The 17,838-nt window shown below is 68.0% G+C and carries 14 protein-coding genes; 10 read left to right on the top strand and 4 right to left on the bottom strand.

What is annotated here, in order from left to right; genetic code table 11:
• Positions 1–11 precede the first annotated feature (11 nt).
• From EYS21_RS20705 to EYS21_RS20695, 3 genes are read left to right on the top strand one after another with little or no spacing between them, the layout of a single operon-like run.
• The gene (locus EYS21_RS20705) at positions 12–1,148 is read left to right on the top strand and encodes a cupin domain-containing protein (RefSeq protein WP_131135131.1); all 1,137 of its coding nucleotides are present in this window, start codon (positions 12–14) and stop codon (positions 1,146–1,148) included.
• A complete protein-coding gene (locus EYS21_RS20700; RefSeq protein ID WP_131135130.1) occupies positions 1,145–1,993 on the top strand; it encodes a fumarylacetoacetate hydrolase family protein in 849 nt (282 codons plus the stop codon). The genes EYS21_RS20705 and EYS21_RS20700 overlap by 4 nt, the downstream gene beginning before the upstream one ends.
• On the top strand, positions 1,993–2,757 hold the full coding sequence (locus tag EYS21_RS20695) for a maleylpyruvate isomerase family mycothiol-dependent enzyme (RefSeq protein ID WP_131135129.1): 765 nt from the start codon (positions 1,993–1,995) through the stop codon (positions 2,755–2,757). Before EYS21_RS20700 ends, EYS21_RS20695 begins: the two co-directional genes overlap by 1 nt.
• On the opposite strand, the gene EYS21_RS20690 is transcribed toward EYS21_RS20695, so the two are convergent.
• Positions 2,754–3,887, bottom strand: a complete 1,134-nt coding sequence (locus EYS21_RS20690) for an alcohol dehydrogenase catalytic domain-containing protein (RefSeq protein ID WP_131135128.1) — start codon at positions 3,885–3,887, stop codon at positions 2,754–2,756. The two genes, EYS21_RS20695 and EYS21_RS20690, sit on opposite strands and share 4 nt — an antisense overlap.
• A gap of 166 nt (positions 3,888–4,053) precedes the next feature.
• Between EYS21_RS20690 and EYS21_RS20685 the strand changes: the two genes are divergently transcribed.
• A complete protein-coding gene (locus EYS21_RS20685) occupies positions 4,054–5,937 on the top strand; it encodes an HNH endonuclease signature motif containing protein (RefSeq protein ID WP_131135127.1) in 1,884 nt (627 codons plus the stop codon).
• Here EYS21_RS20685 and EYS21_RS20680 read toward each other — a convergent pair.
• Together EYS21_RS20680 and EYS21_RS20675 are read right to left on the bottom strand one after the other, a co-directional pair.
• Positions 5,915–6,850 (bottom strand): 5'-3' exonuclease, encoded by a 936-nt coding sequence (locus tag EYS21_RS20680; protein WP_207307840.1) that lies wholly within the window; start codon positions 6,848–6,850, stop codon positions 5,915–5,917. The two genes, EYS21_RS20685 and EYS21_RS20680, sit on opposite strands and share 23 nt — an antisense overlap.
• Positions 6,851–6,882: 32 nt before the next feature.
• Complete coding sequence (locus EYS21_RS20675) at positions 6,883–7,203, bottom strand: YegP family protein (RefSeq protein ID WP_347559585.1); 321 nt, start codon at positions 7,201–7,203, stop codon at positions 6,883–6,885.
• 394 nt (positions 7,204–7,597) lie between these two features.
• On the opposite strand from EYS21_RS20675, the gene EYS21_RS20670 reads away from it, so the two are divergent.
• From EYS21_RS20670 to EYS21_RS20645, 6 genes are all read left to right on the top strand, one after another.
• Positions 7,598–8,896, top strand: coding sequence for an SWIM zinc finger family protein (locus EYS21_RS20670; RefSeq protein ID WP_131135124.1), 1,299 nt, complete (start codon positions 7,598–7,600; stop codon positions 8,894–8,896).
• The gene (locus EYS21_RS20665; RefSeq protein WP_131135123.1) at positions 8,893–10,344 is read left to right on the top strand and encodes a DUF5691 domain-containing protein; all 1,452 of its coding nucleotides are present in this window, start codon (positions 8,893–8,895) and stop codon (positions 10,342–10,344) included. The genes EYS21_RS20670 and EYS21_RS20665 overlap by 4 nt, the downstream gene beginning before the upstream one ends.
• A 13-nt stretch (positions 10,345–10,357) precedes the next feature.
• The gene (locus tag EYS21_RS20660; protein ID WP_131135122.1) at positions 10,358–11,464 is read left to right on the top strand and encodes an AAA family ATPase; all 1,107 of its coding nucleotides are present in this window, start codon (positions 10,358–10,360) and stop codon (positions 11,462–11,464) included.
• 17 nt (positions 11,465–11,481) lie between these two features.
• Positions 11,482–13,797, top strand: a complete 2,316-nt coding sequence (locus tag EYS21_RS20655; RefSeq protein ID WP_131135121.1) for a DUF5682 family protein — start codon at positions 11,482–11,484, stop codon at positions 13,795–13,797.
• Positions 13,794–14,990, top strand: a complete 1,197-nt coding sequence (locus EYS21_RS20650) for a VWA domain-containing protein (protein WP_131135120.1) — start codon at positions 13,794–13,796, stop codon at positions 14,988–14,990. Before EYS21_RS20655 ends, EYS21_RS20650 begins: the two co-directional genes overlap by 4 nt.
• A gap of 120 nt (positions 14,991–15,110) precedes the next feature.
• Positions 15,111–16,382 (top strand): MFS transporter, encoded by a 1,272-nt coding sequence (locus tag EYS21_RS20645; protein WP_207307841.1) that lies wholly within the window; start codon positions 15,111–15,113, stop codon positions 16,380–16,382.
• Here EYS21_RS20645 and EYS21_RS20640 read toward each other — a convergent pair.
• A complete protein-coding gene (locus EYS21_RS20640; protein WP_242633539.1) occupies positions 16,369–17,487 on the bottom strand; it encodes an acyltransferase in 1,119 nt (372 codons plus the stop codon). The two genes, EYS21_RS20645 and EYS21_RS20640, sit on opposite strands and share 14 nt — an antisense overlap.
• Between the last annotated feature and the right edge of the window lie 351 nt (positions 17,488–17,838).

The raw sequence follows: 17,838 nt of genomic DNA, 5'->3' as shown, positions 1-17,838 counted from the left end.
AAGGAAAGACGATGACTGAAAACGTTACCCACGAGTCTGTTGCTGCGAGTCATGCGCTGCCGGAGCCGACGCCGGAGGAGGCTGCGGCGTTGGCGGAGTTGTACCGGGACTTCGAGGCGGAGAATCTGATTCCGTTGTGGACGGAGATCGGGGATCTGATGCCGATGGTCCCGTCGCCGAAGGCGGTGCCGCATGTGTGGCGGTGGAGTGATTTGTATCCGTTGGCCGCCCGTGCGGGGGATCTGGTGCCGGTGGGGCGGGGCGGGGAGCGCCGGGCGATTGCGTTGGCCAACCCGGGCCTGGCCGGGACCCCGTATGCGACGCCGACGTTGTGGGCGGCGATCCAGTACCTCGGCGCGCATGAGACGGCCCCGGAGCACCGTCATTCGCAGAACGCGTTCCGGTTCGTCGTGGAGGGTGAGGGGGTGTGGACGGTGGTGAACGGGGATCCGGTGGCGATGCGCCGCGGGGATTTCCTGCTGACCCCGGGCTGGAACTTCCACGGCCACCACAACGACACCGACCAGCCCATGGCCTGGATCGACGGGCTGGACATCCCGTTTGTGCATTACGCCGACGCCGGGTTCTTCGAGTTCGGCACCGAACGCGTCACCGACGAGGCCACCCCGGACATTTCCCGGTCCGAGCGGCTCTGGGCCCACCCCGGCCTGCGACCCCTCTCCGGGCTCCAGGACACGGTCAACTCCCCCATCGCGGCGTACCGGTGGGAACACACCGACGCCGCCCTGACCGAGCAGCTGCTCCTGGAGGACGAGGGCCACCCGGCCACCGTGTCCCAGGGCCACGCCGCCGTCCGGTACACGAACCCGACGACCGGCGGGGACGTGATGCCCACGATCCGGGCCGAATTTCACCGCCTCCGCCCCGGCGCCACCACCGAACCCCTGCGTGAGGTGGGTTCCAGTGTCTGGCAGGTCTTCGAGGGTACCGGCACCGTAGTCCTCAACGGCGAGGCCAAGGCCCTGGCCAAGGGCGACCTGTTCGTCGTCCCGTCCTGGCAGGAATGGTCCCTGACCGCCGACGCTGATGCCGGCACCGAGTTTGATCTGTTCCGGTTCAGTGACGCCCCCATTTTTGAGCGCCTGAGCTTCAACCGCACCTACACCGAAGGACCCAAGAACGCATGAGACTCCTCACCCTCCGCACCCCTAACGGCACCGCCACCGCTACCGCTACCGCCGGGACCGTGGCGGTCCGCCAGGACGGCGAAACCCTCACCGAAATTGACGGCTTCGCCGACGTCGGCGCCCTCCTGCAGGACCCCAACTGGGAAACCACAGCCAAGGCGGCCAACGGCGAAACCCATCCCCTGGACGGCGCGGACCTTGCCGCCGTCGTCCCCTCCCCGGGCAAGATCATCTGCGTGGGCCACAACTACCGCAACCACATCAAGGAAATGGGGAGGGACGTCCCGGAGTACCCCACCCTGTTCGCGAAGTACGCCGAGTCCCTGATCGGCCCGAACGATGACCTGGCGTTGCCGCCCGAATCCGGGACCGTGGACTGGGAAGCCGAACTCGCCGTGATTATCGGCAAGACCGGTCGGCGCATCGCAGAGGCCGACGCGGCCGAGCACATCGCCGGGTACGCGGTCCTGAACGATGTGTCGATGCGGGATTACCAGTTCCGGACCGTCCAGTGGCTGCAGGGCAAGACCTGGGAGAAGTCCACCCCGTTCGGGCCCGCTCTGGTCACCAAGGACGAGTTCACCGGTGGCCTGATGACCTCCGAGGTGGACGGTGAGATCCAGCAGAGCACCCCCACCGACGACGTGGTGTTCACCCCGGAGTTCCTGGTCTCCTACATCTCCACGATCATCACTCTGAACCCGGGAGATGTGATCGCGACCGGCACTCCGGGCGGGGTGGGTCACGCCCAGGACCCCAAACGGTACCTGCAGGATGGCCAGGTCCTGGTCACCACCATCGAAGGCCTGGGCCAGCTGAAGAACCGCGTCATCAAGGAAGCCTGATGGCCGCCCGCGCCGACCGGACCACCGACCCGGCGCTCCTGCAGTCCCTGCTGCAGGCCCGGCGGGGTACCGCGTTCTTCGCCCGCAAACTCAACGAACTCACCGACGCGGACCTGGACGGTGCCTCGCTGTTGCCGGGCTGGACCCGCCGCCACATCACCGCGCACATCGGCTACAACGCCCGCGCCATCGCCCGTTTGGTGGAGTGGGCTGCCACCGGTGTCGAAACACCCATGTACTCCTCGCCCGAAGCACGGAACCAGGAAATCAACTTCGGGGCAACGCTGTCCCCGATTGCGCTGCGGAACCTGTTCGACCACTCCGCGGTGCACCTGTCAGTGGAATGGCGCGACCTGCCCGAAGAGGCCTGGCACCATGAGGTCCGCACCGCACAGGGCCGTGTTGTCCCCGCGTCCGAAACCGTGTGGATGCGCACCCGCGAAGTCTGGGTCCACGCCATCGACCTCAACAACGGCGCCACCTTCATCGACATCCCCACGTCAGTGCTGGAACGGCTGCTCACGGACATCACCGGTACCTGGCACACCCGCGGCACCGACACCGGACTCCGGATCAACGCCACCGGCACAACCACCGGCACGGACCTGGCGTTCGGCGGCACCAACACCGCGGACCCGACGATCATCACCGGTCCCCTGCCCGCCGTCGTCCAATGGGCCACCGGACGCGGCCACAGCGGCGTCACCGCCACCCGGAACAGGGACGTGCTGGAAGAGGTGCCCGCTGCCCCGAGATGGATCTAATCCTGACGACTGTTCTGACTGAGGGCAGGGCGGTGAAGGACGAGTTTCGTAGCGTGTTCGGCATACGCTGTGGGCGCGTCGTCGAAGTCCGCCAGGTGGCTGGTCACCTTCTCCGCCGGGAAGTTGTTGGTGTGCACCCAGTCCAGGAGTTCGGGCAGGACGGCGCGGGGGTGGGAGACGCCCACACGCAAGGTGATGTCGTTGGCGTACATGTGCATCAGGGGGATACCGGTGTTGGTGCCGGGGTAGTAGCCAATGGCCGTGCAGGTCCCGCCTGGTGCCGTGGCGCGGATGGCTTGGCGGATCCCGGCGGTCGTGCTGGAAGCCTCCACCACGATGTCGTAACCTGTCCCGGGACTCAGTGCCTTCCCGGACCGCTGGTGCGCATCGGCTCCGAGGGAATGGGCGACATCGAGGCGCCGGTGGCTGGTGTCAACATAATCGACCGTCGAGGCGCCGTGGGCGACGGCCAGGCCGGCCGCATACAGGCCGATGGATTTGCCGCCGCCCCCGAGGACCAGGACCTTAGCGCCGGGCCGCGCCCGGAGCTGCGGCACCACAGTGCGCCAACCGTCCGCGAGATTGTCGCTGGCAGCGGCGACGCGCAGCGGATCGAGACCATCGGGAAGCGGGACAAGCATGTACTCGGCAAACGGGACCCGGACCAGGTCCGCAACCATTCCGCCATAGGGGCCGCACGCCGGTCCGAATCCGTACGCGGCAATGGCGCGTCCGTCACGGGCAATGCTGCACTTGGAGGTCAGGCCCCGCCGGCACATTCCGCACCGCCCGCACGAGACGGACCAGGGGACCACCACTTTGTCCCCAACGCTGAGGTTCTTCACGTATGGCCCCGTTTCGACCACCTCCGCGATCGCTTCGTGCCCGATCGCGAACGGCCCCTGGAATGGCATCGGTCCACAGATGCTCCCGACGGCGGGGTCGATCAGCCCGGCCTTCAAACCGGCCTGCATGACCCGCGTGACACGGTGGTGGATTGGCACCGTGTCGCTGTCGCAGCGGCCCACAACGATCGGACGCACAATCGCATCATCACCCGTGATCAGTTTCGGGTCGTTCCGTTCGATCCACTCCAACTTGCCGGTGCTGATGAAGTTCAGTTCACGCATAATCGGTCCGTTCTATGGGGGACGCCCACCACGATACGGGCAGCGACGGCGTCGGAGAAGAGCGGCCGGGCAAACATCGCTGCGTTGAATCTCTGCTGGTAAGAAGTTATCCACATAGGTCTTCTGCTTCCCCGTTTTTGTCGGTCCTTCGCGGGATGATTTGGGTATGGAAAACGTGGCAGTGGACGAGGCCGTGGAGGCCTTTTTGGCGTCCGCTGCGGAGTTGGCTGACTGTGTGCGACGCGGGGTAGGCAGTCCTGGTACTGGGGTTTCTGGCTCTGGCGGTTCGGATCCGCTGCGGGAGCAGGCGGATGCGTGCCTGGACGGGCTCGGCGCATCGGCGCGGGTTGATGCCATGCTGGCCGGCTTGACGGTGCGCCTGGCTTCCGGGTTCGCCGAGAAGTCCGAGGCCATGGCAGCGCCGGATGAGCAGCCGCATCAGCGCCTGGCCCGCGAAATGGGCGTCGTCGCCGAGGTCGCCTGTGCCCGGACGGTCAGCGAACGCTCGGCCTCCGCCCTGCTGGCCCAATCCCAGGAACTCACTACCACCCTGCCGCTGACGTTCGCCGCATTGCAGGCCGGGGACCTGTCGTGGCAGCACGCCCGCGTGATGGTCGACGAAACCACCAGCGTTGATCCGACCGTTGCCGCGGCGTTGGAGGCGCATTTCCTGGACCCGGACGTGCCGCACCCGGCCCGGTGGTGCCCGGCCGGGGACATGGTCCCGGCGCGGTTCCGGCACAAAGCCCGGACGTGGCGGGAACGCCACCACCCTGTCAGCATCGAAAAACGCCACGCCAAAAGCTTCCTGGACCGGCGGCTGGAGTACGCCCCGGACCGGGACGGAATGGCCTGGCTCTCCGCCTACCTCCCCGCGGACCAGGCCGCCGGGATCTGGAACGGCATCACCGCCACCGCCCGGGCACTCCAAGGCCCCACCGAGGACCGGACCATGACCCAGCTCCGGGCAGACGTCGCCGCCAAAGTACTCCTCAGCGCCGGCTTCACCACCAGCAACCCAACGGCCGGCAGCACAGACCCAACCGCCGCCAACACAGCCTTAACAGCCGGCAGCACCAGCACCAGCACCAGCACCAGCACCAGCACCAGCACCAGCACCAGCAATGATGGTGGGCCTGGAGGCGTTCCGGCCCCTGACGGGGTCGATGATGCTGTGCCCGGTCTGGTTCCTGCCCCTGGCGGGGTCGATTCGGGCCGGGTACCTTCGCCGGCGGCGCAGGTCCTGGTGACCGTCCCGGTCTTTGCCCTGATGGGCCTCACCGACGAACCCGCCGACCTCGACGGCTACGGACCCATCCCCGCCTCCATGGCCCGCCAACTCGTAGCCGACGGCGCGTCCTCGTTCCGCCGGGTCCTCACCGACCCCCGCAACGGGGCGCCAACGGAAATCGGACGGGCCAGCTACCGCATCCCCGCAGCGATGCGGCAATGGCTGCGCATGCGCGACGGGAAATGTTCCTTCCCCGGCTGCAACAACCAGTCCCTGGACAACGAAGCCGACCACATCCTCGCCTGGGCCGACGGCGGGAACACCGGCATCACCAACCTCGAGTCACTGTGCCGCAAACACCATAGGCTGAAACACACCACAGCCTGGACGCCCTGCTCGGCCACCAAAGACGATCCGCCCGGCTGGATTTCACCCACCGGCCGCCACTACCAAAGCGAACACCAGGACTGGGAAACACCACAATGGCCACCCCACATCCTGGACCAACTCAGCCGCCGGGAACGTGGCCCAGTCGTGCCCGAACACATCCTGCCCGGCGAACTGCTGCCGGAAGATCCCCTGCCCGGCGAACTGCTGCCGGAAGATCCCCTGCCGGAAGATCTCCTGCCCGAAGATCCGCTGCCCGAAGATCCGCTGCCGGAGTGGGTCCGGCTGCCGTGGCCCATCGACGAACCAGACCCTGATCCGGGGAGTGCCCACCCTACGACGACTCTTCCCTACCCGAAGACCCAATCCCGGACTGGGCATGTTCACAAACTACCGACAGCGCGATCCGTTAACGCTGGTCAAACGCAGTGAGGAGCCTCTTGACTGAGCTGCCCAGATTCCATTCGACCGCGAGACGCTCAAGTTCAGCACGCGCAGCGCCGTCCACGGGGTGCAGCCGGGCCCCAGCCTCCTCCAGGCTGGGCAGCTTGAGATCGCGCACAATCTTCACCACGGTGGGCGCGACCGAAAGGTAGTCGGCCGCCGCCGCGAGCTTTGACCGCACGGAGGCGGAGACACCGCCGTCCCTGTCGGCTGCCGCTGCGAGCAGGCTTTCGAGCGTGCCGTACTCGCCCAGCAGCGAGGCCGCGGTCTTCTCGCCGATGCCGGCGACGCCGGGCAGCCCGTCAGATGCGTCGCCGCGGAGCGTCGCGTAGTCGGCATATTGCTCCGGCAGCACGCGGTATTTTCCGACGACGACAGCGTCCGTCACGGCTTCGAGGTTCCTCATCCCCCGCGCCGTGTAGATCACCTGCACCTGACGGGCGTCGTCCACGACCTGGAAAAGATCCCGGTCCCCGGTCACCACGTCGACGGGAAGTTCTGCGTGGCTGGCGTAGGTGCCTACGACGTCGTCGGCCTCGTGTTCGGCAGCGCCGACGACGGCGATACCGGCCAGGTCGAGAACGTGCCGGATCAGCGGAATCTGGGCTTCGAGGGCATCCGGGACAACCTCGACGTCGGCGGCATCCGCCACCACCTCAGCGACCCTGTGCGACTTGTAGGTCGGGATCAGATCCACGCGCCACTGCGGACGCCAGTCGTCGTCCCAGCACGCAATCAGGTGAGTCGCGCCGTAGTCGGTGGTGAGCCTGGCAATCATGTCCAGCAGGCCGCGGACTGCGTTCACCGGCGTGCCGTCGGGCCGGCGGATGGTGTCCGGCAGGCCGTAGAAGGCGCGAAAGTACAGGGACGCGGTATCGAGCAGCATCAGGCGATCTGGCATAACTGATCCTGACACGAAGACACCCGGCCGCGTTAGCCCACACCGGCCCACCGGGGCCCGATGGCGGGCTGACGGAGTGGCCTGGCACGGCCGTGGAGGTCGGCGGCCGGAATGCGCCGGACTTCGTGGCCCTGGGTAACCGGAACGTCGCGAATTTCCGGCTGCGCCGCTTTCCTGGCCGCCGGGCAGAGGTCGGTGATGTGTCCCATACCGGCGTACTCACGCACTTCGGCGATGCCGGCAACCGCGGCGGTCTTGGTGTCGAAGGCCTTGGAAACGGCCATTACCGTTCCATCCGGCGCTGTGAGGCGAAACCTGAAACAGGACTCCGGGTCCACATAAAGTTCAAACATGCCAGCCATGGCGCTCCTCAAAGTCTCCGCGACCAAACCCTGCGGCGGCTTTGCCGCTGAGCTGACGGGACGCGACACTGCGTCCCTTACCGTTGGTCTTGTTGTGCAATCCCATTGATCGGTGCATTAAGTTCCTCATGAGTCTCGCTTAGCCGAAGGCGTGCACGCAAGACCTTGGAATTAAGCCCTCAGCGTTCAGGACCGCCTTGCGCACGGCGCTTCCGCGGGGTACGCAGGAACCAGCCACACCGACGAAGGCCGTCTATCCCCCCTCCGGCCTGACCTGCAGACGCCAATGCGAGGAAGCAATTTCAGGCAATCTTGTGCAGAACTTGCGGCTCACTCCGTGCTGCCTGTCTTTGCGCCGCCTGTGACATCGGGCACAATGTGCTTCATGGGGCGATGGAGCGAGGAGCAGGTGGTCAGCGCCGCGCCCGACGCATCCTCCCTGGCGGCCGCCCGTAAGCTGGCACATCCGGGCCCCTGGTCCGATACCGGCAGCAACGACGTGCTGGTCTGGGGCAAGTGCCAGGGCAGCGGCAAGGTTCCCTACCAGGTAAGCGTGGATACTGCCGCCCCCGCCTACCGGTGTTCGTGCCCCAGCCGGAAATTCCCGTGCAAGCACGCACTGGCGCTGCTTCTTCTGTGGTCCCGCGGGGAAGCGGCCGACGCCGGCACGGAGACCGCCGATTTCGCCCAGGAATGGGCGGCACAGCGGGCGGAACGGGCCACCGTGCGCGAACGCCCCCCGTCTGACCTGCCTGCGGATCCGGCGGCACAGGCCAAGCGGCTGGCCGACCGGATGGCCCTGATGGATGCCGGGATCGACGACTTCGCCCGCTGGCTGACGGATCTGGTCCGCACGGGCCTGGCATCCGCCCGCACCCAGCCGTATTCCTGGTGGGACGGCGTGGCGGCCCGGCTGGTTGATGCGCAGCTTCCGGGTCTGGCCGAACAGGTGCGCGCCATGGGTTCGGACGTGCACGCCCGGACCGACTGGGCCGACCACCTGCTCCTCCGCGCCGGCCGCTGGTGGGCCGTCACCAAGGCCTGGCGCATGAAGGACACTTTGATGCCGGACGAGCTGGCCGATCTCCGGGTGGCCGTTGGCTGGGCGGTTCCGACGGCGGACGTCCAGGGCACGGAGGCCCTGCCCGGTCCGTGGCTGGTGCTGGGCGCCCACCGCAGCGACGACGGACGGCTCCAGCAGCAGCGGACCTGGCTTCGCGCACCCGACGGAACGGTCGTCGTCGTCCTCGACTTTGCAGCGCAGAGCGAGTCGCTGGCGACCCCGCAGCTCGCGGGCGCGCTGCTGGACGCCACTGTGGCACGGTACCCCGGCTCCGCACCGCAGCGCGCCATGTTCACCAGTCCCGTGGCCCCGCTGGGGACGGCAACCAGCCTTGGCGGGGGCGGCAGCATTCCGCAGGCGCTGGCAGCCGAATCGGCTGCCGTGGCCCTTTCCCCGTGGCGTGGGCGCCACCCCGTGCTGCTCGCCGGGGTGCGTGTCTCCCCCGGCGACGACGGCTGGCTGCGGGACGGATCCGGGAACGCCCTCCCCCTGGTCGATGCACCGCTGGACTCCCTGCTGGCCCTGACCGGCGGCCATGCCGTGGACCTGTTCGGCGAGCTGGAAGAGGGCCGCGTACGGCCGTTGTCTGCAGTCGTCGGTGGAGCGGTGGTGACGCCATGACATGGCTGCCGGACCTTCGAACGGCGGCGCTTGTTGGCACCGCCCGGCACCCGGCACCGCCCCCGCCCGTGGAACTGGCTGTCCGTCCGCCGGAAGGCCAGTCCAGTGAGGAGTCCCTGCTGGACCAGGCAGCCCTGGCCGACTCCGTCACCCGCGCCGCCCGTGCGTGCAGCACCCTGGACGCTGCCGACTTGCCGGAGCCCGCGCCGCCGGACGATGCGCCCGAAGCATCCGGTGAGGCATCCAGGCTGCTGGACCTGCTGCTCACCCAGCCGCCTGTCGGACTGGAGCTCCGCAGCCAACTGGTGACGGACTGGCTCCAGGCCGCCGGAGCGTACGGACGGCGTGTCCCGCACCGGCTGCTCCCCCTGCTGCTGTCCCTGGCAGACACCAAACCCGGCGTGGCGAAGCACCTGAACCCCGCCATCGGAACGCGGGGCCGCTGGCTTCAGGACCTCAAGGCCGGCACCTCCAAACCCGGGCAGGGAATGGCGGAAGACTGGACCGTATTGAAAAGCGCCGACGCCACCACGGAGCTGGAACGGCTCCGCCGCACCGACCCGGCCGCCGCCCGCGGGCAACTGGGCACGCATTGGGAGATCCTCGGGGCCCGGGAGCGCGCCGCCCACCTGGCCACCTTCGGCACAAACCTCCAGGACGACGACGAGGAGCTGCTCGAGCTGGCACTCGATGACAAGGCCAAGACCGTGCGGGAGGTCGCTGCCGGCCTGCTGGACCGGCTTCCGGCCAGTGCCCGCGCGGGACGGATGGCCGCACGGCTGCTTCCGCTGCTCCGCATCAAGGGCGTGCTGCGCAAACAGTTCGAGATCGACCTCCCGCCCGGGCCCGATGCGGCCGCCCTGCGGGACGGGATCCAGCCAGACCCCCGCAGTGGTGAACCCGACCGCCTGGGCCGGCTCGACGCCGTCGTGCGCGGCGCCCCGCTCGATGTCTGGACGACAGTGTCCGGCCGCGGCCCGGCAGCGACCGTGGCACTGCTCAAGGGCGAAACCCGCGTCTTCGAAACCATCCTCACCACGGCAGCCCAGCGGGCCGACCTTGGCTGGGTGCGTGCGCTGCTGGAGGTCCGCACGGACCTGCGGCTGCTCAGTATCCTCCCCTCGGACGAGCGTGAAGATACGCTCGTGCGGCACATACGGGCCGGCACGTCCAACCCGTTCGCGCTGGCCACACCTCTGCGTGAACTGCCAAAACCCTGGGGACCTGACCTGGCGGACGCCGTGCTCGGGCAGATCGCCGCCAAGAACGGCGGCCAGCTGGCGGCCCTGCTGGCCGACATCCTTCCGGCGGCGCTCCCGCCGGAGGCGGCCGGACAGGCCCGGCGCCTCCTCGAGCGGTCCGACGACGACGCCGCCCGGCGCCGCGTGCTTCGTGATGCCGTGCAGTACCAATCGTTCCGACAATCCCTGACGGACGCTTTTCAATGACGGAGGCCTTTCAATGACCGATGCCCAGACCGGTACAGACGTTCTTCGCGCCCACGCCGAGAACGCCTACGCCGACGAGCTCAGCGCACTGTCCGCCTTCGACGACCGGCCCCGGCCGCCCAGCTGGCGGCTGTCTCCCTGGGCGGTGACCACGTACATCCTCGGCGGCACACTGCCGGACGGAGTGCAGATCACGCCGAAATACCTGGGGTCGGAGCGGCTGGTGGAAATCGCCGTCGCCTCCCTGGCCACTGACCGCGCCCTCCTGCTGCTTGGTGTTCCCGGCACCGCGAAAACCTGGCTGGGAGAGCACCTCGCCGCGGCCGTTTCGGGCTCCTCCACCCTCGTGGTGCAGGGCACTGCCGGCACACCGGAAGAGGCGCTGCGGTACGGCTGGAACTACGCGCGGCTGCTCGCCGACGGCCCGTCCCGGGCGGCTATGGTCCCGGGGCCCGTGATGCGCGCGATGGAAACCGGAAGCCTGGTCCGGGTGGAAGAACTCACCAGGATCCCCTCCGATGTGCAGGATTCCCTGATCACGATCCTCAGCGAGAAGACCCTGCCGATCCCGGAACTCAACGAGGAGGTGCAGGCGCGCAAGGGCTTCAACATCATCGCGACGGCCAACAACCGGGACAAGGGAGTCAACGATCTGTCCTCGGCACTGCGCCGCCGCTTCAACACCGTGGTGCTGCCGCTGCCTGACAGCATCGAGCAGGAGGTGGAGATTGTCACCAGCCGGGTCCGCAGCCTGGGCGCCGCCCTGGAGCTTCCGGCCGACCTGGCTGCGCTCTCCGAGGTCCGCCGGGTGGTCACGGTCATGCGGGAACTGCGCTCGGGCGTGACCCAGGACCAGCGCACCACCATCAAGTCACCTTCCGCCACGCTGTCCACCGCGGAGGCCATCTCGGTGATGACCAACGGGCTTTCGCTCGCCGCCCACTTCGGTGACGGAACGGTCCGGGCCCAGGATGTGGCCGCCAGTCTGGTGGGCGCGGTGGTCAAGGACCCCGTGCAGGACCGGGTCATCTGGCAGGAGTACCTGGAAACCGTGGTCCGGAACCGCCCGGAGTGGAAGGACCTGTACCGGGCCTGCCGCGACCTTGAATCGCCGAACTGATCTGTGGCAACTGAACCATGACAGACGTCCACATCCTGGGGATCCGGCACCATGGCCCCGGTTCGGCACACTCGGTCGCCGAAGCACTGGCAGCACTCCGCCCTGATTTGGTGCTGGTGGAGGGCCCGCCGGAACTTGACCAGGTGATCCCCCTGCTGTCCGATCCGGACATGGTGCCGCCTGTCGCCGGGCTGATCTACGCGGCCGACGAGCCCCGGCTGGCTTCCTTCTACCCGATGGCCAGCTTCTCGCCGGAATGGGTGGCGATCCGCTGGGCGCTGTCCACCGGCGCCCAGGTGCGGGCCATCGACCTCCCGGCGGCGCACACCTTCGCGCTCCGCGTGGCGGAGGAAGCTGCCGGGCCGCCGTCGAACGGGGAGGGGGAGGACACTGCGGCCGACGGCGGTCCCTCCACCGGGGGCGGGGAACCTCCCGCGCAGCCCCAGCAGCCCTACCGCCCCGACGCGATTGCGATGCTGGCAGACGCCGCCGGATACAGCGACGCCGAGCGCTGGTGGGAGGACGCCGTCGAGCACCGGAACACGGACCCCGTCGACCGGTTCGCGGCGCTCACCGAAGCCATTGCGGAGATCCGCGCGGCCGACGACAGGCCGGGCGACCATCCGGACGTGATGGAGAACAACCGCCGGGAGGCCTCGATGCGGCGCCTGATCAGGGCCGCCATGCGGGAGGGGCACGCGCGGATCGCCGTCGTGTGCGGCGCCTACCATGCCCCGGCGCTGATGCCCGCCGGTTTTCCGCCCGTGGCAGCCGACAACAAGGTGCTCGCCGGCCTGCCGAAGGCCAAGGTCGCCGTCACCTGGGTGCCGTGGACCTCGAACCGGCTCAGCCGGCGCAGCGGGTACGGGGCCGGCGTCACGGCGCCCGGCTGGTACCAGCACCTCTTCACCCACTGGATGGCGCAGGATCCGGGCACGGAGGTGTCCACCACCTGGCTGGTCCGGGTAGCCCACGCCCTGCGCCGCGAAAACCTCGACGCATCGACGGCATCCGTCGTCGAGGCAGCCCGGATGGCGAACGCCCTGGCCGCCGTCCGCGGGCGGCCGAGCCCCGGACTGGCAGAACTGGACGACGCTGCGCAGGCGGTGTTGTGCGACGGTTCACCCCTGCCGCTGGCCCTGGTGCACCGCGAACTCACCGTCGGACTCGAACTGGGGACCGTGCCGGAGTCCGCGCCGACCCTCCCGCTGGCCGCCGACCTCGCCGCCACCCAGCGCAGGCTCCGCTGGAAACCAGGCGCCATGGAGGAGGTCCTCACCCTTGACCTGCGCAAGCCCAACCAACTGGCCCGCTCGGTCCTGCTCCACCGGCTGGCACTGCTCGGCGTCGAGTGGGGCATCCAGGCCGAAACGGGCCGGACCACGGGCACCTTCAAGGAAGTATGGACACTCCAGTGGCAGCCGGAACTGGCCATAGCACTTGTGGAAGCGAGCCGCTACGGCACTACGGTTGCCTCGGCCGCCGCAGCCTACGTGTCCGAACGCGCCCAGGACGCCGGCAGCCTGACGGAACTCAGCAACCTGCTCGCCGGCTGCCTGCTCGCCGACCTGCCGGACGGCATTGGCGGAGTCGTGCAGGTACTTGCCGAGCGGACGGCCCTGCAGCAGGACGTGGCGCCGCTGCTGGAAACCATTTCGCCGCTTGCCCGGACCTGCCGGTACGGCAACGTGCGCGGCGTTGACGTCACCGGGGTCCGGAAGATTCTGGACACCACGGTGGTGCGGGCCTGCGTGGGACTGCCTACGGCCTGCGCCGGGTTGGACGACGACGCCGCCGCCGTTATGCGGCGCGCCGTCGACTCCGCCCAGCAGGGCCTGTCCCTGCTGCCCGACCTGCCGCTGGACGACTGGCACCGGGCGCTCGCCGCCGTCGCAGGTTCGGACCGGATCCATGGCGCCGTGGCGGGGCGCGCCACCAGGCTGCTCCTTGACGCGGGCCTGGTGGACGGGAACGACGCCGCCGCCAGGCTCAGCCGCCGGCTCTCAGTCGCCACTCCGGCGCGCGAGGCGGCGGCCTGGCTCGACGGACTCCTCTCCGGCGACGCAACGCTGCTCATCTACGACCCGCGCCTGTTGCAGATCGTTGACGACTGGGTCGCCGCCGTGGACGACGAAATCTTCGACGACGTGCTGCCGCTCCTGCGCAGGACATTTTCGGCGTTCAGCCGGCCGGAGCGGCGGGAAATCGGCGAGCAGGTGAGCCGCAGAGGCGGCATCGTCCAGATAGCCGGCGAAGCAACACTGGACCTGGCGGCCGCGGGCCCCGCCGTCCGGACCATGGCCCGCTACCTCGGTTGGGAGGCGATGGTATGAAGGACACGGACCCTGATGGCAACAACCGCCGCGGACGGCTGGGCCGCTGGCGCCTGGTGCTCGGCGGGCAGGATGCCGACGGCATCACCACAGCGGACGGCCACAGCGTGGAGCTCGCTGCCGATGACGCGCGCCGCGACCAGGCCCTGGAGGACCTGTACGGGGCGGAGAAGAACGGCCGCGGCGGCCTGGGCGCGTCCAGTCCGCGGGTGGCCCGCTGGCTGGGTGACATCCGCGGCTATTTTCCGTCCACGGTGGTGCAGGTGATGCAGGCGGACGCCATGGACCGGCTCGGGCTGCGGCAGTTGCTGCTTGAGCCGGAGATGCTGCGAACTGTACAGCCCGACGTCGGCCTCGTCAGTACGCTGGTGGGCCTCGGCCGGGTGATCCCCGAGCATTCACGCGAGACGGCGAGGGCGGTCATCCGCCAGGTCACCAACGAGTTGGAGGACCGCCTGCGCGCCCGGACGGTCCAGGCCGTCTCTGGAGCGTTGAACCGGGCGGCACGGACGCGGCGGCCCCGGCACCGGGACATTGACTGGAACAGGACGATTGCCGCCAACCTCAGGCACTACCAGCCCGAATACCGGACGATCGTGCCGGAGCGGCTGGTGGGCCATGCCCGGCGCAGCACCGAGATCCAGCGGGAGATCATCCTGTGCATCGACCAGTCGGGTTCGATGGCGGAATCCGTGGTGTATTCCAGCGTGTTCGGGGCGGTGCTCAGCTCGCTGAGGTCGGTGCGCACCCGGCTGGTGGTTTTCGACACCGAGGTGGTTGACCTGACGGACGAGCTGGACGATCCGGTCGACGTGCTGTTTGGTGTACAGCTCGGCGGCGGCACGGACATCAACCGTGCCCTGGCGTATTGCCAGGACCAGATCACCCAGCCTGCCGAGACGATCCTGGTGCTGATCAGCGACCTCTACGAGGGCGGGATTGCGGAGGAAATGCTGCGGCGGGCGGCCACGATCGTGGGGTCCGGGACCACCATGATCGCGCTCCTGGCGTTGAGCGACAGCGGCCATCCGTCGTTCGACGCCAACCACGCTGCAGCCCTTGCCGGGATCGGCGTACCTGCCTTCGCCTGCACACCGGACCTGTTTCCGGATCTGATGGCGGCGGCCATTGAACGCCGGGACGTGGGCGAATGGGCAGCGTCGCGGGAAATTCCCATGAGCCACGAAGCGTAGCGGGAGACGTGTCCACGCTGCCCCCGGACGGCCCGGCTGTCCGGCGCTCTGGCACACGGCGCTGAACAGGACGAGAATGGCCTCGTGGTCACAACTCGCCGTGGCGGGGACGGCGAAACGATGAACGCTGCCGCCCGAAAAATCCAACGCATCTACCTCACCTTGACGCTGGGCAATACCCTCGCGGCTTCCTTCATCTGGGGGGTCAACACACTGTTCCTGCTGGACGCCGGCCTCAGCAACTTCGAGGCCTTCGCCGCCAACGCCTTCTTCACAGTCGGTATGGTGCTGTTCGAAGTACCCACCGGCGTGGTGGCCGACGGCTGGGGCCGCCGCGCATCGTTCCTGCTCGGGACCGTGACCCTTGCCGTTTCAACCTACTTTTACTATGTACTCTGGCAGCTGCACGCCCCGTTCTGGGCCTGGGCAGTGGTGTCGGTCCTGCTCGGCCTGGGCTTTACGTTCTTCTCCGGAGCGGTCGAGGCCTGGCTGGTGGATGCGTTGCGGTTCTCGGGGTACGACGGCGGCCTGGAGGCAGTATTCGGGCGCGGGCTGATGGTGTCCGGGGTGGCCATGTTCATCGGCTCGTCGGCCGGCGGGGTGATCGCCCAGGCCACCAACCTGGGCGTGCCGTTCCTGCTGCGGGTGGGCGTGCTGCTTGCGATGTTCGGCGTGGCTTTTGGACTCATGCGCGACGTCGGGTTCACCCCGGAACGCTCCACGCATCCCCTCCGGGCGACGCGGGCCGTTCTTACCGCGTCCATCGAAGGCGGTCTGAAAAATCCCCCTGTGCGATACGTGATGCTGGCCGCGCCGTTCAGTGCCGGCGTCGGAATCTACGTCTTTTACGCCCTGCAGCCCTATCTTCTGGAGCTTTTCGGCGACCCCCATGCGTACTCCGTGGCGGGGCTGGCAGCGGCAATCGTCGCCGTCGCGCAGGTGATCGGCGGCTGGCTCGCCCCCTATGCCCGCGGCCTGTTCCGCAAGCGAACGTCGTTGCTGATTGTCAGTGGCATCCTGGGCGCTGTGATTCTCTTTGCGCTCGGGTTTACCAACGTGTTCTGGCTGGCTCTGGTGCTGCTGACGGTGTGGGCACTGATCGGCTCCGCGGCAGCACCGGTGCGGCAGGCCTACATCAACGACATGATCCCGTCGAAGCAGCGGGCCACAGTTCTCAGCTTCGATTCACTCATGGGATCAAGCGGCGGTGTGGTGGTGCAGCCGCTGCTCGGCCGCGGAGCTGATCTGTACGGCTACCCCGCCTCCCTGGCCATCGGCGGCGTCATCGAGATGCTGGCCATTCCGTTCCTGCTGGCCAGCCGGAGGCAGGCAGCCGTGGCCGATGAAGCCAACGCCTCGCCCAAGCCATCGACCGGGCTCACCAGTCCCTAGCCGCGCAGTACTTGTCGAAACGTTCCCGTCCCATCCGGCCCAGCCTCTCGACCGTGTGCCAGCTGACCACTGCCAGGAGCAGTGTCAGCAGTATCGCGGACACAGCCACAAGCGGCGGCAGGTCGGCAGTCGATCCGTGGTTGAGCCAAAGAATGACCGGATAGTTCCAGAGGTATGCCGCGTAGGAAACCGTGCCCAGCAGCTGCAATGGCCGCGTCCACTGCGGCATCCTGCCTGACCCGGAGGCGGCCAGGACCACCAGGACAGCGGCCGCAGTCATGGCCAGCGGGCCGCCAATGAAGAAGAATGCGGGAGTCTCGTTGGCTTTGGGAAAGAACATCAGCGAGGCCAGGACCGCAGCGGCACCAAGCAGGGCAGCACGCCTGGTCCTGGGACCGGAGAACCAGCTGAACATCCGGACCCGGTACAGGCGCAGTGCAGAGCCGATGATCAGCGCCAGTCCCCACGTGGTCGGCAGTGCATAAACCAGCGAATGGAGGTGCGGGGCAAGAATCAGCATCGCGAGGACGCTCGCCGTCATAAGTGACACCACGACGGCGGCAGACCAGCCAACCAGCCGTCCCTGCCGGTTCTTCCGCAGGGCGAGCACCAGCAGCGCCGGCCAGATCAGGTAGAACTGCTCTTCCACCGCCAGCGTCCAGAGCGGCCCGATGGCCATGCTGACATCGAACGGCAGCGGCAGGTCTTTCAGGTAGCCGAAACCGGCAAGGAGCGTATACCCGATGATTCCCTTGGACCGGTCCCCGAGGACGTCAGCTGTCAGCTCCACGATGGCGTACACGACCAGGAATGCGATGAGGGCCGGCAGCAGGCGGAAGGCCCGATGCGCATAAAAACGGCCGTACCGGACCTTGCGGTGCCGCTCGATATCCCTCATCAGCACGCCGGTGATCAGGTAGCCGCTCAGCACAAAGAACACAATCACCCCGACGATGCCGGCGCCCTGGAAGACTCCGGGCCAGGAATGCCCCAAAAGAACGGCGCCAACGGCGGCCCCGCGGAGGACATCCAGGCCGTCCAGCCTTTGGCGCACGGTAGTCTGCCGGGCGGCCGTCTCCACGGTTCCACCAATGAGCAACGTCACATAACCTCCGGGGCTTTCGTCTGGCCGATTCCCCGCTTCGGCTGAACCAAGGCAGGAACCGGCCCTCGTCTGTTGACATGAATCTGATGGCAGGCGCCAGGCCCGCAACTTTCCAGTCTTCCGGACTTTTCTGGACGAAACCTGTGCGCCGGACCCCGCCAGGCACTCAGGTGCGGCCGGAAAGCGGAGGAACAGCGGGGACAAGCAGAAGGGCCCGTTCACAGGGCGGGTTCTAGCGGTCGTTGCAACACCCAGAATTTTTGGGAGTTGCAACGACCGTGTCGTTTTTAACGAAAGAAGCTGTCGGCCGGAGGAAATATACGCCGGAGCAGAAGGCGCAGTTCTTTTCCG

Origin of the sequence: Arthrobacter sp. S39 (genome assembly GCF_004320525.1) — a bacterium.
Classification (GTDB): Bacteria; Actinomycetota; Actinomycetes; order Actinomycetales; family Micrococcaceae; genus Arthrobacter.
This window is presented reverse-complemented; position numbering and strand designations above follow the sequence as displayed.